This window comes from Stenotrophomonas sp. S41, assembly GCF_016624625.1.
GTDB lineage: Bacteria > Pseudomonadota > Gammaproteobacteria > Xanthomonadales > Xanthomonadaceae > Stenotrophomonas.
In genome coordinates, this window is sequence record NZ_JACVTV010000019.1 from 24,000 (window position 1) to 41,996 (window position 17,997).

At 65.7% G+C, this 17,997-nt stretch carries 27 protein-coding genes and 1 tRNA gene; 13 read left to right on the forward strand and 15 right to left on the reverse strand.

What is annotated here, in order from left to right:
- Window position 1 precedes the first annotated feature (1 nt).
- The 8 genes from IAE56_RS06515 (at window position 2) to IAE56_RS06550 (ending at window position 4,466) form a co-directional block, all read left to right on the forward strand.
- The gene (locus IAE56_RS06515) at window positions 2–772 is read left to right on the forward strand and encodes a hypothetical protein (protein ID WP_234455929.1); all 771 of its coding nucleotides are present in this window, start codon (window positions 2–4) and stop codon (window positions 770–772) included.
- On the forward strand, window positions 769–1,320 hold the full coding sequence (locus IAE56_RS06520; protein ID WP_108769419.1) for a GTP-binding protein: 552 nt from the start codon (window positions 769–771) through the stop codon (window positions 1,318–1,320). Before IAE56_RS06515 ends, IAE56_RS06520 begins: the two co-directional genes overlap by 4 nt.
- Window positions 1,313–1,690, forward strand: coding sequence for a roadblock/LC7 domain-containing protein (locus IAE56_RS06525; RefSeq protein WP_200751926.1), 378 nt, complete (start codon window positions 1,313–1,315; stop codon window positions 1,688–1,690). The genes IAE56_RS06520 and IAE56_RS06525 overlap by 8 nt, the downstream gene beginning before the upstream one ends.
- Window positions 1,691–1,786: 96 nt before the next feature.
- Window positions 1,787–2,113, forward strand: coding sequence for a hypothetical protein (locus IAE56_RS06530; protein WP_200751944.1), 327 nt, complete (start codon window positions 1,787–1,789; stop codon window positions 2,111–2,113).
- Between the two features lie 113 nt (window positions 2,114–2,226).
- A complete protein-coding gene (locus IAE56_RS06535; RefSeq protein ID WP_234455930.1) occupies window positions 2,227–2,673 on the forward strand; it encodes a pilin in 447 nt (148 codons plus the stop codon).
- Window positions 2,674–2,872: 199 nt separating this feature from the next.
- Entirely contained in the window at window positions 2,873–3,328 is a 456-nt protein-coding gene (locus IAE56_RS21220; protein WP_200751927.1) for a pilin, read from the forward strand.
- 103 nt (window positions 3,329–3,431) lie between these two features.
- A complete protein-coding gene (locus IAE56_RS21285) occupies window positions 3,432–3,884 on the forward strand; it encodes a pilin (RefSeq protein ID WP_200751928.1) in 453 nt (150 codons plus the stop codon).
- Between the two features lie 57 nt (window positions 3,885–3,941).
- The gene (locus IAE56_RS06550) at window positions 3,942–4,466 is read left to right on the forward strand and encodes a hypothetical protein (RefSeq protein ID WP_200751929.1); all 525 of its coding nucleotides are present in this window, start codon (window positions 3,942–3,944) and stop codon (window positions 4,464–4,466) included.
- An 18-nt stretch (window positions 4,467–4,484) separates the two neighbouring features.
- Here the strand turns inward: IAE56_RS06550 and IAE56_RS06555 are convergent, their stop codons facing one another.
- Window positions 4,485–4,691 (reverse strand): hypothetical protein, encoded by a 207-nt coding sequence (locus IAE56_RS06555; RefSeq protein WP_200751930.1) that lies wholly within the window; start codon window positions 4,689–4,691, stop codon window positions 4,485–4,487.
- A gap of 396 nt (window positions 4,692–5,087) precedes the next feature.
- On the opposite strand from IAE56_RS06555, the gene IAE56_RS06560 reads away from it, so the two are divergent.
- From IAE56_RS06560 to IAE56_RS06575, 4 genes are all read left to right on the forward strand, one after another.
- Window positions 5,088–5,363, forward strand: coding sequence for a hypothetical protein (locus IAE56_RS06560; protein ID WP_200751931.1), 276 nt, complete (start codon window positions 5,088–5,090; stop codon window positions 5,361–5,363).
- 9 nt (window positions 5,364–5,372) lie between these two features.
- Window positions 5,373–5,606 (forward strand): DUF1653 domain-containing protein, encoded by a 234-nt coding sequence (locus tag IAE56_RS06565; protein WP_079222578.1) that lies wholly within the window; start codon window positions 5,373–5,375, stop codon window positions 5,604–5,606.
- Window positions 5,607–5,678: 72 nt separating this feature from the next.
- A complete protein-coding gene (locus IAE56_RS06570) occupies window positions 5,679–6,446 on the forward strand; it encodes a transporter (RefSeq protein WP_200751932.1) in 768 nt (255 codons plus the stop codon).
- A gap of 51 nt (window positions 6,447–6,497) precedes the next feature.
- On the forward strand, window positions 6,498–7,070 hold the full coding sequence (locus IAE56_RS06575; RefSeq protein ID WP_200751933.1) for a TetR/AcrR family transcriptional regulator: 573 nt from the start codon (window positions 6,498–6,500) through the stop codon (window positions 7,068–7,070).
- A gap of 109 nt (window positions 7,071–7,179) precedes the next feature.
- On the opposite strand, the gene IAE56_RS06580 is transcribed toward IAE56_RS06575, so the two are convergent.
- Together IAE56_RS06580 and IAE56_RS06585 are read right to left on the reverse strand one after the other, a co-directional pair.
- Window positions 7,180–7,353: a DUF1328 domain-containing protein gene (locus tag IAE56_RS06580; protein WP_200751934.1), complete on the reverse strand. Its 174-nt coding sequence runs from the start codon at window positions 7,351–7,353 to the stop codon at window positions 7,180–7,182.
- A gap of 96 nt (window positions 7,354–7,449) precedes the next feature.
- The gene (locus IAE56_RS06585) at window positions 7,450–8,088 is read right to left on the reverse strand and encodes a LysE family translocator (RefSeq protein ID WP_200751935.1); all 639 of its coding nucleotides are present in this window, start codon (window positions 8,086–8,088) and stop codon (window positions 7,450–7,452) included.
- A gap of 150 nt (window positions 8,089–8,238) precedes the next feature.
- Here IAE56_RS06585 and IAE56_RS06590 point away from each other — a divergent pair, with 150 nt between their 5' ends.
- On the forward strand, window positions 8,239–8,964 hold the full coding sequence (locus IAE56_RS06590) for an aspartate/glutamate racemase family protein (RefSeq protein WP_200751936.1): 726 nt from the start codon (window positions 8,239–8,241) through the stop codon (window positions 8,962–8,964).
- A gap of 66 nt (window positions 8,965–9,030) precedes the next feature.
- On the opposite strand, the gene IAE56_RS06595 is transcribed toward IAE56_RS06590, so the two are convergent.
- The 12 genes from IAE56_RS06595 to thrS all read right to left on the reverse strand — a co-directional run bounded on the left by IAE56_RS06595 (window position 9,031) and on the right by thrS (window position 17,977).
- A complete protein-coding gene (locus IAE56_RS06595) occupies window positions 9,031–9,423 on the reverse strand; it encodes a hypothetical protein (RefSeq protein ID WP_200751946.1) in 393 nt (130 codons plus the stop codon).
- A 121-nt stretch (window positions 9,424–9,544) separates the two neighbouring features.
- Window positions 9,545–9,877 (reverse strand): phosphotyrosine protein phosphatase, encoded by a 333-nt coding sequence (locus IAE56_RS06600; protein WP_108769434.1) that lies wholly within the window; start codon window positions 9,875–9,877, stop codon window positions 9,545–9,547.
- A complete protein-coding gene (locus tag IAE56_RS06605; RefSeq protein ID WP_108769435.1) occupies window positions 9,874–10,074 on the reverse strand; it encodes a hypothetical protein in 201 nt (66 codons plus the stop codon). Before IAE56_RS06605 ends, IAE56_RS06600 begins: the two co-directional genes overlap by 4 nt.
- A 117-nt stretch (window positions 10,075–10,191) precedes the next feature.
- Window positions 10,192–10,268: transfer RNA gene (locus tag IAE56_RS06610), tRNA-Pro, on the reverse strand.
- Window positions 10,269–10,336: 68 nt separating this feature from the next.
- On the reverse strand, window positions 10,337–10,693 hold the full coding sequence (locus IAE56_RS06615; RefSeq protein ID WP_053518690.1) for a MerR family transcriptional regulator: 357 nt from the start codon (window positions 10,691–10,693) through the stop codon (window positions 10,337–10,339).
- A complete protein-coding gene (locus IAE56_RS06620; RefSeq protein WP_005410432.1) occupies window positions 10,674–10,973 on the reverse strand; it encodes an integration host factor subunit alpha in 300 nt (99 codons plus the stop codon). Before IAE56_RS06620 ends, IAE56_RS06615 begins: the two co-directional genes overlap by 20 nt.
- A 27-nt stretch (window positions 10,974–11,000) precedes the next feature.
- Complete coding sequence (gene pheT / locus IAE56_RS06625; RefSeq protein ID WP_200751937.1) at window positions 11,001–13,382, reverse strand: phenylalanine--tRNA ligase subunit beta; 2,382 nt, start codon at window positions 13,380–13,382, stop codon at window positions 11,001–11,003.
- A gap of 87 nt (window positions 13,383–13,469) precedes the next feature.
- Complete coding sequence (pheS, locus tag IAE56_RS06630; protein ID WP_150455548.1) at window positions 13,470–14,465, reverse strand: phenylalanine--tRNA ligase subunit alpha; 996 nt, start codon at window positions 14,463–14,465, stop codon at window positions 13,470–13,472.
- 196 nt (window positions 14,466–14,661) lie between these two features.
- On the reverse strand, window positions 14,662–15,021 hold the full coding sequence (gene rplT, locus IAE56_RS06635) for a 50S ribosomal protein L20 (RefSeq protein ID WP_005410435.1): 360 nt from the start codon (window positions 15,019–15,021) through the stop codon (window positions 14,662–14,664).
- Window positions 15,022–15,032: 11 nt separating this feature from the next.
- A complete protein-coding gene (gene rpmI / locus IAE56_RS06640; RefSeq protein WP_005410436.1) occupies window positions 15,033–15,230 on the reverse strand; it encodes a 50S ribosomal protein L35 in 198 nt (65 codons plus the stop codon).
- A gap of 254 nt (window positions 15,231–15,484) precedes the next feature.
- Window positions 15,485–16,012: a translation initiation factor IF-3 gene (gene infC, locus IAE56_RS06645; RefSeq protein ID WP_075076340.1), complete on the reverse strand. Its 528-nt coding sequence runs from the start codon at window positions 16,010–16,012 to the stop codon at window positions 15,485–15,487.
- A 63-nt stretch (window positions 16,013–16,075) separates the two neighbouring features.
- Window positions 16,076–17,977, reverse strand: coding sequence for a threonine--tRNA ligase (gene thrS / locus IAE56_RS06650; protein WP_200751938.1), 1,902 nt, complete (start codon window positions 17,975–17,977; stop codon window positions 16,076–16,078).
- Window positions 17,978–17,997: the final 20 nt, after the last annotated feature.

The window sequence follows — 17,997 nt, forward strand, 5'->3', positions numbered from 1 at the left end:
CATGGCCTGGAATCCGGAAAGGCGATTACATGGCGCTCCCCGATCATTCACTGCGCCGAGCCCCATGGTCCGATTCCGTCGCTCATCTTTCGAGGATCCCAGCGAGCTGTTCGCGCCGCCACCGATGGCGCCGGCGACACTGCCGTCGGCCGCCCTGCCGTTCGTGCAGCAGCTGCGCATCCACCTCGCCGGCGACACCGCGATGCCGCGCCGGTCCGCCTATGCCGCGGGCATCCATGACGATGCGACGGTGTGCTGGCTGGATGCGAAAAACGACCGCATGATGACGACGGCACCCGCGCCGATCGCGCTGACACTGCTGCAGAAACTGCTGGCCGAGGAGCACCCGGCGTTGAGCCTGGCCCCGGTTCCGCAGGAGTTGTTCGAGCAGCGCGCGATCGTGTCCAGCAACCTGCCGCTGCGCCCGTCCTTGTGGAACATCGGCCTGGCTGCAACGCGGCTCGACCGGCTGATGCCACCGCTGCAGATGGACGCAAAGCTGCGCCTGCGCCGCTGGCCGGATTTCCGCATCCTCGCGCACCGCCCCGACCACTTCCGTCTCTGTGCGCTGCTGATCAAACAGGGCGCCTCGGTGCAGGCGTGCTGCGAGATTCTCGACATGCCCCAGCGCGCGGTGCAGTCATTCTTCAACGCGGCCTTCCTCACCGCCTATGCCTTTCCGGTCATGGGCGAGGACGCACCGGTCCGCCCCTCGCCCACCGACGGCCTCGTCAACCTGTGGCGCCAACTTCGTATCCGCTGGAGTGCATGACCGTGCGTGAGCACAAGATCGTAGTAATGGGCCCGCTCGGTGCCGGCAAATCCACCCTCGTGCAGACCCTCACCCAGGGCCGGGCCGTGGTGACCGAAGCGCGCAACACCGACCCCAGCGTGGGCAAGGAGTACACCACCGTGGCGATGGATTACGGCGACATCGACCTGCCCGGCGGCGACCGCCTGCGCCTGTACGGCTCGCCCGGCCAGGAACGCTTCTCGTACATCTGGCCGATCCTGCTGGCCGGTGCCGAAGGCGCGATCGTGCTGGTCGATGGCAGCAAGTGCGTCAACGCCACCCTCGCCGGCCAGCACCTGCAGGCAATCGCCGAGCATGCGCCCACCCTGCCGGTGGTCATCGGCATCACCAAGTGCGGCCGCACCGACGACCCGGTCCTGCCGCACTGGCAGGCCTGGCTGGGCGAGCACGCGCCGCACCTGCCCGCATTGCCGCTGGACCCGCGCGACATGAAGCAGGCCATCACCGCGATGGATCTGCTGATGAGCCAGATCGAATGCAACGCCATGGCGACCGCCGATGAATGACACCCTCCACGCCGCAGCGGCATTGAACGCGTTGGCACGCGACGTCTCCGGCATACAGGCCATCGTCGTCGCCAGCGCCGACGGCTTCGCGCTCGCGCAGGCCGGCCCCAAGGGCAACGTCGCCGACCGCCTGGCCGCGATGACCAGCTCGATGCTGGGCCTGGCCAGCGCACTCGGCCGCGAACTGCGCTTTGGCGAGCTGGACACGCTGATCCTCGATGCCGCCGACGGCAAGGTGCTGATGCTGGCCATTCCCGGAAAGCAGCCGCGACTGCTGATGACCGCGTGCGACCACAGCTGCGTCATCGGCAATGCCCTGTGGCACGCCAAGCAGTGCGTGCGCACGCTGGCCGACAACACGACCCGATGAATGTCCCTCTCTCTGCTCAGACGACTGTTTTCCTCCAAACACCCGCAACGGACCACTGAAATGAATACCGCGATCAACAAATGCCTCGACACGCTCATGCAGATCAACGGCGCCCAAGCCGTTGCGCTGGTCGACTACGAGAGCGGCATGCTGCTCGGTGAAGCCGGCTCCGGCGTGGACATGGAGCTGGCCGCGGCCGGCAACACCGAAGTGCTGCGCGCCAAGATGAAAACGGCCGAGGCGCTGAACCTCAATGACAGCATCGAGGACGTCCTGATCACCCTGGGCCGCGCCTATCACGTGCTGCGCCCGGTATCGGCCAAGAAGGGGCTGTTCTTCTACGTCGTGCTGGACCGGCAGAAGGCCAACCTGGCCCTCGCCCGCCGCATGGTGCTGGACGTGGAAAGCTCGCTGGCGCTGTAACGCTCGGCCAGCCAAACACAGAATCGGGGAAGGGAATGCCGGGGCCGCTGGGGAGAGCGGCCCCGGCCCAGGGATGCCTCCCTGATGGGCTTTCGCACCGTGGAGCCAGCACCATGCACGCATCTTCCCCCGCACACGCAGGCCACTTACCGCCGCCCCGGCTTCGGCCCTGGGCGGCCGCCGCCATTGCCGCGTCGATCATCGCTGTTTACATCGTGATGCTGGCCATGCCCAGGGCAGGTAGCGACCGCCAGCGCGCTGAACTGCACGCTGCGCTCGCCGTTCTCGGTGAAGCGATTCCATGGGTGGAAGCCAGCTATGCCGATGGCGATCTGGAACCCGGCGACCGGCATCTTGGCTTGCCGGCCAGCGCCGCGTTCTGTGCACAGCTGAGCATCCATCTGCCTGACAACGGGCGTGCCCGCCTCACCTGCCAGGTGCGGGGTGAGGTACCTGCTGATGCCACCTTGATCCTGCAACGCGAACCACTGGGCACGTGGCTCTGCGTGGCCGATGTGGCTGATCCCGGATGGCTTCCAACAGCGTGCAGCGACCGCTGACCTGCGGCCGCCGGGACTGTTCCCTGCGCCCCGGCCATCCATTCAATTAATCCTAAATTCGCAAAACCAGCATAATAAAAATACGCTTTTACCAGTTATTGAATATCCACCACTGCGAACTGGTGATTATCTATTGGCAAGCCGGAACTCAACACATTCCCGGCCGAACAATCAATCATCCGTACAGGGGAGGAAAACAATGAAAGAACTGGAAAATCGCAGTCAGCGCGCAATCAGATCCGGCCAGAAGGGCTTTTCACTCATTGAACTTATGGTCGTCGTCGCGATCATCGGAATCCTCGCGATGATCGCGCTTCCCCAGTACTTCAAGTATTCAAGCAAGGCGAAGCTGGCTGCAGCGCTGGCCGAGATCACGCCGGCCAAGGTCGGTTACGAAACATTGTTGGCAGAGGGCGCGACTGTCGCGGGTGTAACCGCTGAAAAACTCGGCCTCCCATCATCGAGCTCGCGCTGCGAGTCATTTGACGTCTCGATGAACGACACGGACGGCACCGGCACGGTGACCTGTCGTCTGAGATCAGATGCGGGCTACGGCGGCGGTGAGCTGACCCTTGATCGGGATTATGAAGGCAACTGGACCTGCACGGGCACGGTCAGCGATCTCGAGCTTCTTCCGGCGACCTGTCGCACCTGAGTTCGCCGCGGGCAACCTGGCGGTGCGGACAGCGTTCCACACCGCCTTCTGCCTGCACAGCACCTATTTTTCAAGCGCATTCTGCTTTCGTGAGGATTGTTTCATGACAACGCTGCAAATTCAGGCGCAACACCCTCCCGCAAAAACCCATCGGCAAGGTGGCTTTTCGTTGATTGAGTTGATGGTGGTCGTGGCGATCATCGGAATCCTTGCAATGATCGCCCTGCCGCAGTACCAGAATTATTCAGCGAAGGCTAAACTGACTGCCGCTCTGAGCGACATCACTCCGGGCAAGACCGGAATGGATCTGCGGCTTGCGGAAGGAACGGTTAGTGATGTAACGGGTCCGGAAGATATCGGGCTTCCTTCCAGCACGTCCCACTGCAGGAGCATCACCGCGAACTATAGTGAATTCTGGTGCGTAATGAGGCCGGACCCGATTCTTGGTAACAGCGCCTCCGTGGGGTTTCTGCGCAGCGGCCACACCAACGAGTACCGGTGCCACATGAGCTCGCAGAAGCCAGACCTGCATCCAGAGCTTTGCCGCTATCCTTGATCCAGCGAGGGCCGGCCAACGCGGGCATTCTTATGACAGTTCGCCGAAGCATCTTGGATGCGTTCTAAAGCGTTCCACTGCGAACTCGTGTTCACTCTTGACGCTCATTACATGCATTCAACTACTGCTTTCTCCCCGGAAGCACGATCATCTGAAACAGATTTCCAGCGGGGAGGTGATGACCAGATTTTCCTCCCGGAAACCATCGTCATCGCGGACGCTAATCCCTGGGTCCGCTGCGAGCTCAACAACCACCTCCACCCCCACTTCGGCGCAGACGCGATCGCCGAAGCCCGCTCTCCCTCCGAAGTCATGCTGCAGATCGCCGACCCACGATGCCGTGTGCTGGTGATCGATCCCTGCATGCCGACCATCGGCCAGACCGACGGCATTCCGCTTTTGCGCAGGATCTGCTGTCTGCGCCGCGATCTGCAGATTCTGGTGCTCGCCCGGCAACCGCAGCAATTGCTGCGCGACAAGGCGTTTCCCAGGCAGATCGGCCACGTCTACGGCAAGAACATCAGCGCGACCTGGCTGTGCCGCTTCGTCGACCGGGCCCTGGCGGAGGCCGAAGCTGCCTGAGCTTCGTGCCCTGCCGCTTCAATGGCTGAAATGCACCGCGTCGACGGCGTTGCCCAGGGCCTCAACCCGCACCGTACTGTCCTGGCCGGTGCGGCGGTGGTGGTCGCTGGCGCGCAGCAGGGCGGCATCGAAGGCGGCGGCGCCGCTGGCGAAGGGTTCGGCGACTGCGGTCGCCGGGTCCAGGACAGACCAGCGCGCGGCACTGCATTTGACGGTAATGACCATGATCGACTCCTTGAAGGGACGGGGCAGCGGCGCCGGGGCGCCTGCGGTTGCCGCCCACCCTAGGGAGCCCGTCAGGCAGTGCCTATCGGATTAGTACGAAAATTCCTGACCAGAACGTCAGAACACCACCCCCATCACATCCCTGAGTCCGTTTAGTGAAAGTTTTTCGTGACTCTTGTCACGAAGTCAGCAGCGCTTCACACTACCGTCACTAACAGGGGCCCCTTCCACATGCGCACCTCGCTTCCGATGCAGCGTTCGACCTTGCTGAAGTTCTACTTCGTGGCCAGCTATCTGGTCCTGTTCGAGGAACTGGTGCGCGCCAGCATCAGCTGAGCGCTTGTCGCCCCGGGGCACACGGCCGACACTGAGGGCCCCGACCCCGAGGCCACGCCGATGAAGACCGCTTTCCTGCCGGTGCTGCTGATGCTGGCCGTGGGCGGCTGCGCCCAGCCCGAACCCGCGCCTGCCCGCGACCCGACCACCGCCGCGCCGGTTGTCGGTGGTGATCGCGACGAACACGGCTGCATCGGTTCGGCCGGCTACCAGTGGTGCCAGCGCAGCGGACGCTGTGAGCGGCCGTGGGAGCTGGCCCAGGCCCAGGGCCTGGCCAATACCGCCGAGGCCATCGACGCGTGGTGCGCGCTGCCGCCCACGCCCGCGCGCAAGTAGAATTCCCGCATGTCCGACCTCAGCCCCCTGCCCCGCCTTGAGCCGGGCCGTTACCGCCATTTCAAGGGCGGCCTCTACGAAGTGATCGATATCGTGCGCAGCAGCGAGACCCTGCAGCCGCAGGTGCTGTACCGCGCCCTGTACGGCGAAGGCGGCCTGTGGGTGCGCCCGTATGCCATGTTCGTTGAACAGGTGCCCGGCGAGCACGGCCCGCAGCCGCGTTTCGCCCGCATCGACGACTGAGCCCCGCGTTCACGGCGCCCCGACGCGCCGGCCGCGCATGCTCGGCTACACCTCCCGGGCTCGTCGGCCAGCATGCGCCAGTGCATCGTTCTGTTCGGCCTCTCCGTGGCCTGCCTGTCCGCACAGGCGGAGCCACCCTCCAGCCCTCCCGACTTCGACCGGCCCGGCCTTGGCGCTGGCACCGACACGGTGCCTCGCGGCGCCGCGGCGCTTGAGTTCGGGCTGCCTGCTTACCTGCGCGAATCCGGCGCCGAGGGTGTCCGCAGCACGACGTGGTCAGGCGATGTCCTGCTGCGCACCGGACTGGCGCCTGGCCTGGAACTGCAGCTCTCGGGCACACCCTGGAACCGTCGGCGCCTGCGCGCGCCGGATGGCGCGCAGAGCCGCCTGCGCGGGGCCGGCGACAGCAGCGCGGGCCTGAAATGGGCCGGTCCGGGCAGCAATGACCGCACCGCCTGGGCCGTGCTGGCGTCGGCCGTGGTGGCGCGCGGCGATGCGGCCTTCAGCGACGGTCGCCAGTACGCGCTGGCGGTCAGCGTCGAACGATCCCTCAGCGATCAATGGCAGCTGGCGCTGTTTGCGCAGCAGCAGCGCGGTGCCGGCCAACGCACGACCACCTGGGCGCCCAGCATTTCGCTGCAGGCCACGCCGACGGTGTCCACCTACCTGGAAGCTGGTTTCTTCGACGTCAGCGATGGCCCCGACCAGTCCATTGCCGGGGCGGGACTGAGCTGGCGGGTGCGGCCCAGCGTCCAGCTCGATGTTTCATTCGATGTGGGCCTGGACGATGAGAGCCCGGATCTTCAGTTCGCCACCGGGCTGTCGGTCTACCTGGACTGAGCCGGGCAGCGCTGGGCTACAATCATACCGTCCAGTCGGTTTCCTTCTCCCATGTCCGCATCCCCTGCCCTCACCCGCCGCAAGGCGCCCGATCTCGTGCGCCAGGCCCTGCTGGACGCCACCGCCCGCGTGATCCGGCAGGAAGGGCTGGCCGCGTTGACGGTGCAGGACGTCGCCGACGCCGCCGGGGTCAGCAAGGGCGCCCTGTTCCACCACTACAGCAGCAAGCAGGCGCTGCTGGATGCAACGCTGGGCGCGATGCTCGATGATTTCGAGCAGGACCTGCGCGCGCACATGCAACGGGCACCCACCAGCCACGGCTGCTTTACCCGCGCCTACGTCGAGGTCACCTTCGACCACCTGCTGCAGCAGACCCAGGATGATGACATCGGCCTGACCATGGCCAACCTGCTGGAACCGGCGATGCTGGCGCACTGGCGCGAATGGATGCGCGGCATGCTGGCGGAGTTCCCACGCGAGGCCAGCGACCCGCGCCTGTACACGGCGCGCTGTGCCGCCGATGGTTACTGGGCCACGGCCTATGGTCGGCCGCTGGACGAGGAAGAGCGCCGCAACGCATTGGCCATGGCGGCCGAGGCGATGAAACTGTGCACGCCCGGCTGAGCTGGGGAATCGGCATCGGCCTGATCTGCGCGGGTGTACTGGCGATCAGACTGTTTTCAGAGAGCAGCGCGCACTGAGCGCGCTGCTGCCTGCAGCCGTGGACAGGCGGTCAGGCGACCTTCTTGGCGATGCTCATCCCGATCAGGAACAGGATCACCGCGATGATGATGCCGGCCCAGAACAGGAACTTGGCGATGCCGACCGCGGCACCGGCGATGCCGCCGAAGCCGAGCACACCGGCGATGAGGCCGATGACGGCGAAGATGATGGCCCACTTGATCATATCGATCCTTTCCCCTGGGGAATGCTGACGGTATGAACAGGTTAAGCAGCTTTCGATGCCCGCCCCGTGAGCGCGCCGCGCGCGCGGCGTGAACATTCAGCGCGGACGGAAACGCAGCAGCGCGACCGCGAAGGCCAGGAACACGCTGCCCACCAGGCGCTCGAACCAGCGCTGCGCGAAGGGCTTGGCCAGCCAGCGACGCAGGCCGTGGCCGCCGGCGGCATACATCACGTACCAGAACAGCTCGCAGCTGGCGAAGGTGGCCACCAGCACGGTGTACTGCAGGCCCTGCGCACGCGCGGGATCGACGAACTGCGGCAGGAACGCGGCGGCGAACAGCAGCAGCTTCGGGTTGCTCAGGCCCACCAGCAGGCCGCCGCGGAAGACGGCCCCTGCACCGTGGACCGGCTCCAGCAACGGCTCGCCCGCGCTGGCCGCCGGGGCCGGCCGACAACTGTCGCGCCACGCCTTGATGCCCAGCCAGGCCAGGTAGGCCACGCCGAGATAACGCAGCACCTCGAACAGCATCGGCGAGGAACGCAGCAGCGCGCTCAGTCCCGCGGCGGACGCGGCGAGCACCAGCAGCATGGCCAGCAGGCAGCCCGCCATGGCCGGCACGCTGCGGCGGAAACCAAGGCCGACGCTGCGGCCGAGGATATGCAGCATGTTCGGGCCCGGCGTGCCACACAGCACGAAGACCGTGGCGAGGAACCACCACCAGGTTTGCAGGGCCATTGCCGTTCTCGACGCGGGAAGCCCACCAGCTTACGGGCTGCCGCCGCGCGGTGGTACGTACAGGCGAGTGCGCGATCGACGGTTACAGAGGGCGGCCAGCATGCGAGGGCCGGTCTGTGCTGCAATGCGGCTTCCAGCACGGAGACACGCATGAAGACCCTGGGACTGATCGGCGGCATGAGCTGGGAAAGCTCGGCGCAGTACTACCGCCTCATCAACGAGGATGTCCGCCAGCGGCTGGGCGGTGCGCACTCGGCGCAGCTGCTGCTGTGGTCGGTGGATTTCGCCCGCATCAAGCAGCTGCAGCACGACGGCGACTGGGACGCGCTGGGCGCGGAGATGATCGATGCCGCGCGACGGCTGCAGGCGGGTGGCGCCGAGCTGCTGGTGGTCTGCACCAACACCATGCACAAGCTGGCACCGCAGCTGGAAGCCGCCTGCCCACTGCCGCTGCTGCACATTGCAGATCCCACCGCGGAGGCCATCCTGTGCACGGGCGTGCGCACGGTCGGTCTGCTCGGCACGGCGTTCACCATGGAAGAGGACTTCTACCGCGGCCGGCTGAGCGAACGCTTCGGGCTGGAGGTGCTGGTGCCGGACGCCGACGACCGCCGCGACGTGCACGACATCATCTACCGCGAGCTGATTGCCGGCATGGTCAGCGAGGTCTCGCGACAGGTGTATGTGGAGGTGATCCAGCGCCTGGTCGCGCGCGGCGCCGAAGCGATCATCCTGGGCTGCACCGAGATCATGCTGCTGGTCCGCGCGCAGGACAGCCCGGTGCCGCTGTTCGACACCACCACCCTGCACGCACGCGCCGCGGTGGACGCCGCGCTGGCCAGGGGTCGGATCCCTTCGCAACGCGAAGGGCTCTGACCCCGCACGGATGCACGACCCTGGGGTCAGAGCCCTTCGCTGGGCGAAGGGATCTGCCCCCGTCTTTCAGCCTTCGCGTATTTCCAGCGCGGTCACCAGCCATTCGACCACCGCGGGCGAATCGCACAGGAAGAACACGGCGTCGCCGCTGCGTGCTTCGCTCAGCATGCGATACACGCTGATGGCCGTGGCTGCCTGGTTGGCAATGAAGACTTCGGTGCTGCGAGGCCCTTCGACCTGCCGCGATTCGCGCTGCAGCGCCTGGCGCGCGGCAACGGTTTCGGCCGGTTCGGCCTCACGGCTGAGGTCCTCGCCGCGCAGGCCCCAGGACACAAAGACACGCTTGTCCTTGAACGTGGTGTCCAGAACCTGGACGCCGGCTGCGCCTGCGCCAGCCGAGCGGTGAATGACGATACTGCTGATCAACGCAACCCCCTGTGGTCGTCGTGGTCCGCGCATGTTCCAGCACGCCCGCCGCAACAGCCGGTGTCGGGTGCGGGAGGATGCCGATGCGATCAGATGTGCGCCGATGATAAGGGAAGTACCGCGCCGCATGGGCCGCGGGCCTGAACGCCCGGTATCAGGTGGCAACGGGCAGGTAAGGCGCGACCCGCAACTCCAGCAGCGCCATCAGCGCCGGGTCCATGCAACGGTAGTCGTCAGGAACGTCCAGGCAGTGCAGCGGCGTGTGTTCCAGCAACCGAGGGAAGGCTGCCTGCAGACGATGCTGGTGCTTGGTCTCCATGACGAAGATGACATCGGCCCAGCGGATATCCGCCGGGCTGATGGGATGGCGTGCATGCGGGCTGGTACCCGCCGAACGTGCCGCAAAGCCAGGCCGCCGTCGCCACATGGCTTCGGCGGTCGGGCTGCGCAACTGGTTGCGGCTGCAGACAAACAGAAGGTTGATCATCCCTGCTCCAGCAGCTGCGTCGTGCTGAGGATGGGATAGGTAAACCCCAACTGGCGCGCGCGGATCAGCTTGGCGCCGCGCGTGTACAGCAGCTTCCAGTTCTTCTCGGGCTTGAAGGCCTGCACCGGTGCAGGACGGTCACCGCCGTGCAGGCGCGCCCTGGCACGACGCCAGGCTCGGGTTCTTGCAGTTTCCATGATGTTTTCTCGTGAGTACCGGGTTCAGCAGCCGCGGTAGTACGAGTGGTGTGCAGGATACAACGCAACAACAAAAAAGCCCACGCATCGCTGCGCAGGCCTTCTGTTTCATCACAGTGGTCGGGACGGCCGGATTCGAACCGACGACCCTCTGCCCCCCAGGCAGATGCGCTACCAGGCTGCGCTACGCCCCGACTGATGCTGCGATGTACCCGCCAGTGCGGCGGGCCGTGAAGTATAGCGGATTACGCTGGGTTTTGGATCACCGGCGAAGCAATTGCAGCACTTCTTCCAGCTCCATGCGCACCTGCTTGATGATCTGGTTGCTCAACGCGGATTCCTCGCGCGCATCCGGACCCTCCAGGCGCAGGCGCGCGCCACCGATGGTGTAACCCTGTTCGTACAGCAGGCTGCGGATCTGCCGCACCATCAGCACGTCATGGCGCTGGTAGTAGCGGCGGTTGCCACGGCGCTTGGCCGGCTCAAGGCTGGGAAATTCGGTTTCCCAGTAGCGCAGCACGTGCGGCTTGACGTCGCACAGCTCGCTTACTTCACCAATGGTGAAGTAGCGCTTGGCCGGGATCGGCGGTAGTTCGCGGTTACTGCCCGGATCCAGCATAAGCTTCCACCCTCTCCTTGAGCTTCTGGCCCGGACGGAAGGTGACCACCGTACGGGCGGAAATCGGAATTTCCTCGCCGGTCTTGGGGTTGCGACCCGGGCGCTGGTTCTTGCGCCGCAGATCGAAATTACCGAAGCCGGACAGCTTCACCTGACGTCCCTGTTCCAACGCTTCACGCAGCACATCGAAGAACGCGTCGACGAATTCCTTGGCTTCCCGCTTGTTCAGACCGACTTCGTCGAACAGCTTTTCCGCCATCTCCGCCTTGGTCAATGCCATTGCCTGCTACCCCTGAGTGCTTCCCGCTCAGCCGCGGATCCGTGCGTGGTGTTCACGTTCGATCGCAGTGACCGCCTCGGCCACCACCGCTTCCACGTCGCGGTCCGTCAGAGTGCGCGACTTGTCCTGCAAAATCAAGCCCATAGCGAGACTCTTGAATCCCGGCTCGACCCCCTGGCCGACGTAGCGGTCGAACAGGTTCAGCTCGCGCAGCAGCGGTCCGGCGGCCTGGCGGATGGTCGCGGCAAGGTCGCTCCAGGCCACCTGTTCAGGCACCAGGAACGCGAGGTCGCGACGCACGGCCGGGAAGCGCGACAGCTCGCCGGCACGCGGCAGTGCGCGGGCGGACAGCGCTTCCAGATCCAGCTCGAAGGCATAGACGTCGGCGTCGATGTCCATGGCCTTGGCCAGGCGCGGGTGGATCTGGCCGATCCAGCCGATCACCACGCCATCGCGGTACACCTCGGCCGAGCGGGCCGGGTGGCCGAAGGCGCGGGTCGAGGGGCGGAATTCGAGCACGGCACCGCTGGCGGCGGCCAGCGATTCCAGGTCGCCCTTCAGGTCATGGAAGTCGACCTTGCGGGTCGGCAGGCCCCACTGCACGGCCTGCGCATCGCCACAGACGGCGGCGGCCACGCGCGGGGTTTCCAGCGGTGCCGGCTGGCCTTCGCCCGCCTGCTGGGCGAACACCCGGCCAACCTCGAACAGACGCACGCGGCCCAGCTGGCGGGCGGCGTTGCGGCCCAGGGTGGCGACCAGGCCCGGCAGCAGCGCCGGGCGCATCACCGCCAGCTCGGCCGACAGCGGGTTGGCCAGCGGCACCAGATTGTCGCGCAGCTGCCACTGGGTCAGCAGGGCATCGTCAACGAAGGCGAAGTTCAGGGTTTCCTGCAGGTCGCGCGCGACCAGCTGGCGACGCACGCTCAGCACGTCCAGCTGGGTCTCGGTCGGCATCGCCACGCGCGCCGCGCCACCCGGCAGGGTGGTCGGGATCTGCTCGTAGCCGTGGATGCGGGCCAGTTCCTCGATCAGGTCTTCTTCGATGGCGATGTCGAAACGGCGGCTCGGCGCGGTCACCTGCCAGCCTTCGCCGGCCGCGGTCACGCCCATGCCCAGCGCGCGCAGGATGCGCTCGACCTCGGCGTCTTCAATGGTGATGCCCAGCACGCGGGTGATGCGGGCACGGCGCAGGGTGATCGTCGCTGCCTGCGGCAGATCGGCCTGATTGACCGCCTCGGTGACCGGCGCCGGGGTACCGCCGGCCAGGTCCAGCACCAGGCGGGTGGCGTATTCGATGGCGGTGCGCGGCAGCGCCGGGTCGACGCCACGCTCGAAGCGGTGGCCGGCATCGGTGTGCAGGCCCAGCTTGCGGCCACGGCCCATGATGGCGGCCGGCGCGAAGTGCGCGGCCTCCAGGAACACGGCGGTGGTGTCGTCGGTGACGCGGGTGTCGAAGCCGCCCATCAGCCCAGCCAGGCCGACCGCACGGTCGGCGTCGGTCACCACCAGGAAGCTCTCGTCCAGCACCGCATCGCGGCCGTCCAGCAGCTTGATGGCTTCGCCGGCGCGCGAACGGCGCACGCCGATGCTGCCCTGCAGGGTGCCCAGGTCGTAGGCGTGCATCGGCTGGCCCAGTTCCAGCATCACGTACTGGGTGATGTCGACCAGCAGCGAGACCGGACGCACGCCGCTGCGGCGCAGGCGCTCGGCCATCCACAGCGGGGTCTTGGCGGCGGCGTTGACGCCTTCGATGACGCGGCCCAGGTAACGCGGCGCTTCGGCGCCGGCGTCGAGCTGGATGGACAGCTCACGGCTGCCGACCGCGGCAATGGCGTCGGCGGCGAAATCCAGCACTTCGCTGCGGGTGGCCGCGGCCACGTCGTAGGCGATGCCACGCACGCTGAAGCAGTCGGCGCGGTTGGGGGTCAGCTTGATCTCGATGCTGGCGTCCGGCAGGCCCAGGTACTCGACCAGGGTCTGGCCGACCGGCGCGTCATCAGGCAGTTCCAGCAGGCCCGAGGCATCGGTGTCCAGGCCCAGTTCCTTGGCCGAGCACAGCATGCCGTTGGATTCGACGCCGCGCAGCTTGGCCGGCTTGATCGCCAGATCGCCGATCTGCGCGCCGACCATGGCCAGCGGTGCAACCAGGCCCGGGCGCGCGTTCGGCGCACCGCAGACGATCTGCAGCAGTTCGCCCTGCCCTGCGTCGACCTTGCACACCTGCAGGCGGTCGGCCTCGGGATGGCGCACGGCTTCGACGATGCGTGCCACGACCACGTGCTGCAGGCCGCTGCCGAGCGCGGTCACTTCTTCCACTTCCAGGCCGATGGCGGTCAGCACCGCGCTCAGTTCATCACGCGAGGCGGAGGTCGGGACGTGGCTGCGCAGCCAGTTTTCGGAGAATTTCATGGTGTCACCCTGGTGGGCCCGGCGCATGCGCCTGGGCCTGCGAATTTAGGAGCAGCCGAGCATGGCTCGGCTCTACATGGTTGCGGCTTACGCGAACTGTTTCAGGAACCGCACGTCGTTCTCGAAGAACGCGCGCAGGTCGTTGACGCCGTAGCGCAGCATCGCGAAGCGCTCCACGCCCAGGCCGAAGGCGAAGCCGGTGTAACGCTCCGGATCGATGCCGACGTTGCGCAGCACGTTCGGGTGGACCATGCCGCAGCCGAGCACTTCCAGCCAACGGGTGCTGCCGTCGGGCTGCTGCCAGGCGATGTCCACTTCCGCACCCGGTTCAACGAACGGGAAGTAGCTGGGGCGGAAGCGCATTTCGAAATCGCGCTCGAAGAAGGCGCGTACGAATTCGGCCAGCGTGCCCTTCAGGTCGGCGAAAGTGGAGTGCTCGTCCACCAGCAGGCCTTCGACCTGGTGGAACATCGGCGAATGGGTCTGGTCGCTGTCGCTGCGGTACACCTTGCCGGCGGCGATCATGCGCAGCGGCGGCTGGTGCTCGCCCATGTAGCGCACCTGCACACCGGAGGTATGCGTGCGCAGCAGGCGGCCATCGCCGAAGTAGAAGGTGTCGTGCATGGCGCGCGCCGGGTGGTGCGGCGGGAAGTTCAGCGCCTCGAAGTTGTGCCAGTCGTCCTCGATTTCCGGACCCTCGGACAGCTCGTAGCCCAGCCGGCCGAAGATGCCGGTGATGCGTTCCAGGGTGCGGGTGATCGGGTGCAGGCCGGCGCGGTCGCCGTTGCGGCCCGGCAGGGTGATGTCGATCGCTTCGGCGGCCAGTCGCGCATCCAGTGCGGCGTTTTCCAGCACGGCCTTGCGCTCGCCCAGCGCGCTGGACAGCGCGTCACGGGCCTGGTTGATGGCTTCACCGGCGGCCTTGCGCTCGTCGGCCGGCAGAGTGCCGAGCTGCTTGAGCTGGGCGGTGATGCTGCCGCTCTTGCCGAGCAGGGCCACGCGCAGCTGTTCCAGCGTGTCGGGGCTCTGTGCGGCGGCCACATCGGCCAGCGCCTGGGTGGTGAGGGATTGGATGTCGCTCATGGGGGGCCGGAACTCCAGTCGGTCTGCCATCGCGATGCGCGAAGGGCCGACCCCTGTCGCCACCGCCGGTCCCCGCACCGCGCGCCTGCGGCGTTGCCGGGACCCAAAAAAGAATGGGGAAGGACTTGCGCCCTTCCCCATGCATTGCCTCTACCTGACACCGTTCCCGTTGAACGGCAACGGCATCGGGAAGGACTTATGCCGCCAGTGCGCCCTTGGCCTTTTCGGCCAGTGCAGCAAAACCAGCTGCGTCGTGCACGGCGATATCAGCCAGGACCTTGCGGTCCAGGGTGATGCCGGCCTTCAGCAGGCCGTTCATGAAGCGGCTGTAGCTCAGGCCGTTGATGCGGGCAGCCGCATTGATACGGGTGATCCACAGCGAACGGAAGTTGCGCTTCTTCTGCTTACGGCCGATGTAGGCGTACTGCTGTGCCTTGATGACCGCCTGCTTGGCGACGCGGAAGACCTTGCGACGGGCATTGTAGTAGCCCTTCGCCAGATCAAGGATCTTCTTGTGGCGGCGACGCGCCTGTACGCCACGCTTAACTCGTGCCATTTTTCAGTTCCTCAGAGGTAAGGGAGCATGCGGTCCAGACGGCCTGCGTCTTCTGCACGGACATGGCCCGTCTGACGCAGATTACGCTTACGCTTGGTCGCTTTCTTCGTGAGGATGTGGCTACGGTTGGCGTGGCCGCACTTGTACTTGCCCGAGGCGGTCTTGCGGAAACGCTTGGCCGCTGCCCGGTTGGTCTTGATCTTGGGCATTGCAATGTCCTTGATGGGGGTGACCCTGGTTTCTGACTGATCTGGCGGTGGCCGTGGCCACTCTTTCCGTCCTGCCATGATCGGCGTACGACCCGTCCTGGGTGGGTCGAGCCGGGCATGATACAGGCAAAACCGCCCTGCCACCAGCCCCTGCAACCCTTTTTCCGTCCTGCTGCAAAAGCAAAGGGACGCCAGCGGCGTCCCTTTACCGTGAACCATTCAGCCAGGCGCCCCGAAAGGCAGCCCTGCAGGCCTCAGGTCTTCTTCTTCGGCGCGATCATCATGACCATCTGACGCCCTTCCAGGCGCGGACGGGATTCGATGACGATGTCCTCGCCCAGATCGGTCTCGATCCGGTTGGCCATCTCGCGACCCAGTTCCTGGTGGCTCATTTCACGGCCACGGAAGCGGATGTTGACCTTGATCTTGTCGCCTTCCTCAAGGAAACCGCGCATCTTGCGCAGCTTGATCTGGTAGTCGCCCTCGTCCGTGACCGGACGGAACTTCACTTCCTTGATCTCGACCTGCTTGGTCTTCTTCTTGGCCTCGCTGGCCTTCTTCTGCGCTTCGAACTTGAACTTGCCGAAATCCATGATCTTGCAGACCGGCGGATCGGCCTGCGGCTGGATTTCAACCAGGTCCAGGCCTTCATCTTCGGCCATGGACAGCGCTTCGTCGCGCGACAACACGCCGATCATTTCTCCGTCACTGCCGATCACGCGGACGCGCGGCACACGGATTTCCTGATTCTTGCGGTTCTGTTTGTTGTCAGGGGTGCTGATATTACGTTCTCCCAAGGGTATCGAACCGGTCCGGGTGCCTGTGCGCCCGGACCGGACCTTTGCTTACGCGCCCTCGGCCTGGAGCCGCTCGATGAAGGCCTGCAGGCTCATGCTGCCAAGGTCTTCGCCAGAACGCGTACGCACCGCCACAGCTCCATTTTCCTTCTCGCGGTCACCGATGACCAGCAGGTAAGGCACGCGCTGCAACGTATGCTCGCGGATTTTATAGCCGATCTTCTCGTTACGCAAATCGGAGCTGACGCGGAAGCCTTGCTCCGCAAGGGTTTTGGTCACGCCTGCGACGTATTCAGCCTGGGCGTCGGTGATGTTGGCCACCACCACCTGGGTCGGGGCCAGCCAGGCCGGGAACTGGCCGGCGTGGTGCTCGATCAGGATGCCCAGGAAACGCTCCATCGAGCCGACGATGGCCCGGTGCAGCATGACCGGGTGCTTCTTCTGGCTGTTTTCGTCCACGTACTCGGCGCCCAGACGGCCCGGCATCATGAAGTCGACCTGCATGGTGCCCAGCTGCCAGGTACGGCCGATCGCGTCCTTCAGGTGGTACTCGATCTTCGGGCCGTAGAAGGCACCCTCGCCCGGCAGCTCCTGCCATTCCACGCCACAGGCGGTCAGCGCCGAGCGCAGCGCGCCTTCGGCCTTGTCCCAGGTAGCGTCATCACCCAGGCGCGATTCCGGGCGCAGGGCGATCTTGATCTGGATCTCGTCGAAACCGAAGTGCTGGTAGACCGCCAGCGCCTGCTGGTGGAACGCAGTCACTTCCGATTCGATCTGGTTCTCGGTGCAGAACACATGACCGTCGTCCTGGGTGAAACCACGCACGCGCAGGATGCCGTGCAGCGCGCCGGACGGCTCGTTGCGGTGGCAGGAACCGAACTCACCGTAGCGGATCGGCAGGTCGCGGTAGCTGTGCAGGCCCTGGTTGAACACCTGGACATGGCCCGGGCAGTTCATCGGCTTGACCGCGTAGGTGCGCTTCTCCGATTCGGTGAAGAACATGTTGTCCTGGTAGTTGTCCCAGTGGCCGGACTTCTTCCACAGGCTCACGTCCAGGATCTGCGGGCAGCGCACTTCGCCGTAGCCGCTGCTGCGGTAGACCTTGCGCATGTACTGCTCGACCACCTGCCACAGCGCCCAGCCCTTGGGGTGCCAGAACACCAGGCCCGGGGCCTCTTCCTGCAGGTGGAACAGGTCCTGCTGCTTGCCGATGCGGCGGTGGTCGCGCATTTCGGCTTCTTCGATGCGCTTGATGTACGCCTCGAGCTGCTTCTTGTCGGCCCATGCGGTGCCGTAGATGCGCTGCAGCTGTTCGTTCTGCGCATCGCCACGCCAGTAGGCGCCGGAAATGCGGGTCAGCTTGAAGGCCTTCAGGAAGCGCGTGTTCGGCACGTGCGGGCCGCGGCACATGTCCACGTATTCCTGGTGGTAGTACATGCCCATCGCCTGGATGTCGTCGGACATGTCCTCGATCAGGCGCAGCTTGTAGTCCTCGCCACGGGCCTTGAAGATCTCGACCACTTCAGCGCGCGGCGTCACCTTCTTGATGACGTCGTAGTCCTGGGCGATCAGCTCGCCCATGCGCTTCTCGATGGCGGCCATGTCTTCCGGCGTGAACGGGCGCTCGGAATAGATGTCGTAGTAGAAGCCCTCGGCGATGACCGGGCCGATCACCATCTTCACGTCCGGGTACAGCTGCTTGACGGCGTGGCCGACCAGGTGGGCGCAGGAGTGGCGGATGATTTCCACGCCCTCCTCGTCCTTGGCGGTGATGATGCGCAGGCTGGCATCGTGGTCGATGACGTCGCTGGCATCGACCAGCACGCCATCAACGGCGCCGGCGATGGTGGCCTTGGCCAGGCCGGCGCCGATCGACTGGGCGACATCCATGACGCTGACGGGATTTTCGAATTCGCGGCGGCTGCCGTCGGGAAGGGTGATATTGATCATCGCAATGGCTTCGTGCGGGG

What these genes read in the sequence shown, in the direction of transcription:
- IAE56_RS06515 (WP_234455929.1), top strand. Translation starts at nt 2, where the DNA reads ATGGCCTGGAATCCGGAAAGGCGATTACATGGCGCTCCCCGATCATTC.
- IAE56_RS06520 (WP_108769419.1), top strand. Translation starts at nt 769, where the DNA reads ATGACCGTGCGTGAGCACAAGATCGTAGTAATGGGCCCGCTCGGTGCC.
- IAE56_RS06525 (WP_200751926.1), top strand. Translation starts at nt 1,313, where the DNA reads ATGAATGACACCCTCCACGCCGCAGCGGCATTGAACGCGTTGGCACGC.
- IAE56_RS06530 (WP_200751944.1), top strand. Translation starts at nt 1,787, where the DNA reads ATGCAGATCAACGGCGCCCAAGCCGTTGCGCTGGTCGACTACGAGAGC.
- IAE56_RS06535 (WP_234455930.1), top strand. Translation starts at nt 2,227, where the DNA reads ATGCACGCATCTTCCCCCGCACACGCAGGCCACTTACCGCCGCCCCGG.
- IAE56_RS21220 (WP_200751927.1), top strand. Translation starts at nt 2,873, where the DNA reads ATGAAAGAACTGGAAAATCGCAGTCAGCGCGCAATCAGATCCGGCCAG.
- IAE56_RS21285 (WP_200751928.1), top strand. Translation starts at nt 3,432, where the DNA reads ATGACAACGCTGCAAATTCAGGCGCAACACCCTCCCGCAAAAACCCAT.
- IAE56_RS06550 (WP_200751929.1), top strand. Translation starts at nt 3,942, where the DNA reads ATGCGTTCTAAAGCGTTCCACTGCGAACTCGTGTTCACTCTTGACGCT.
- IAE56_RS06555 (WP_200751930.1), bottom strand. Translation starts at nt 4,691, where the DNA reads ATGGTCATTACCGTCAAATGCAGTGCCGCGCGCTGGTCTGTCCTGGAC.
- IAE56_RS06560 (WP_200751931.1), top strand. Translation starts at nt 5,088, where the DNA reads ATGAAGACCGCTTTCCTGCCGGTGCTGCTGATGCTGGCCGTGGGCGGC.
- IAE56_RS06565 (WP_079222578.1), top strand. Translation starts at nt 5,373, where the DNA reads ATGTCCGACCTCAGCCCCCTGCCCCGCCTTGAGCCGGGCCGTTACCGC.
- IAE56_RS06570 (WP_200751932.1), top strand. Translation starts at nt 5,679, where the DNA reads ATGCGCCAGTGCATCGTTCTGTTCGGCCTCTCCGTGGCCTGCCTGTCC.
- IAE56_RS06575 (WP_200751933.1), top strand. Translation starts at nt 6,498, where the DNA reads ATGTCCGCATCCCCTGCCCTCACCCGCCGCAAGGCGCCCGATCTCGTG.
- IAE56_RS06580 (WP_200751934.1), bottom strand. Translation starts at nt 7,353, where the DNA reads ATGATCAAGTGGGCCATCATCTTCGCCGTCATCGGCCTCATCGCCGGT.
- IAE56_RS06585 (WP_200751935.1), bottom strand. Translation starts at nt 8,088, where the DNA reads ATGGCCCTGCAAACCTGGTGGTGGTTCCTCGCCACGGTCTTCGTGCTG.
- IAE56_RS06590 (WP_200751936.1), top strand. Translation starts at nt 8,239, where the DNA reads ATGAAGACCCTGGGACTGATCGGCGGCATGAGCTGGGAAAGCTCGGCG.
- IAE56_RS06595 (WP_200751946.1), bottom strand. Translation starts at nt 9,423, where the DNA reads ATGCGCGGACCACGACGACCACAGGGGGTTGCGTTGATCAGCAGTATC.
- IAE56_RS06600 (WP_108769434.1), bottom strand. Translation starts at nt 9,877, where the DNA reads ATGATCAACCTTCTGTTTGTCTGCAGCCGCAACCAGTTGCGCAGCCCG.
- IAE56_RS06605 (WP_108769435.1), bottom strand. Translation starts at nt 10,074, where the DNA reads ATGGAAACTGCAAGAACCCGAGCCTGGCGTCGTGCCAGGGCGCGCCTG.
- IAE56_RS06615 (WP_053518690.1), bottom strand. Translation starts at nt 10,693, where the DNA reads ATGCTGGATCCGGGCAGTAACCGCGAACTACCGCCGATCCCGGCCAAG.
- IAE56_RS06620 (WP_005410432.1), bottom strand. Translation starts at nt 10,973, where the DNA reads ATGGCATTGACCAAGGCGGAGATGGCGGAAAAGCTGTTCGACGAAGTC.
- pheT (WP_200751937.1), bottom strand. Translation starts at nt 13,382, where the DNA reads ATGAAATTCTCCGAAAACTGGCTGCGCAGCCACGTCCCGACCTCCGCC.
- pheS (WP_150455548.1), bottom strand. Translation starts at nt 14,465, where the DNA reads ATGAGCGACATCCAATCCCTCACCACCCAGGCGCTGGCCGATGTGGCC.
- rplT (WP_005410435.1), bottom strand. Translation starts at nt 15,021, where the DNA reads ATGGCACGAGTTAAGCGTGGCGTACAGGCGCGTCGCCGCCACAAGAAG.
- rpmI (WP_005410436.1), bottom strand. Translation starts at nt 15,230, where the DNA reads ATGCCCAAGATCAAGACCAACCGGGCAGCGGCCAAGCGTTTCCGCAAG.
- thrS (WP_200751938.1), bottom strand. Translation starts at nt 17,977, where the DNA reads ATGATCAATATCACCCTTCCCGACGGCAGCCGCCGCGAATTCGAAAAT.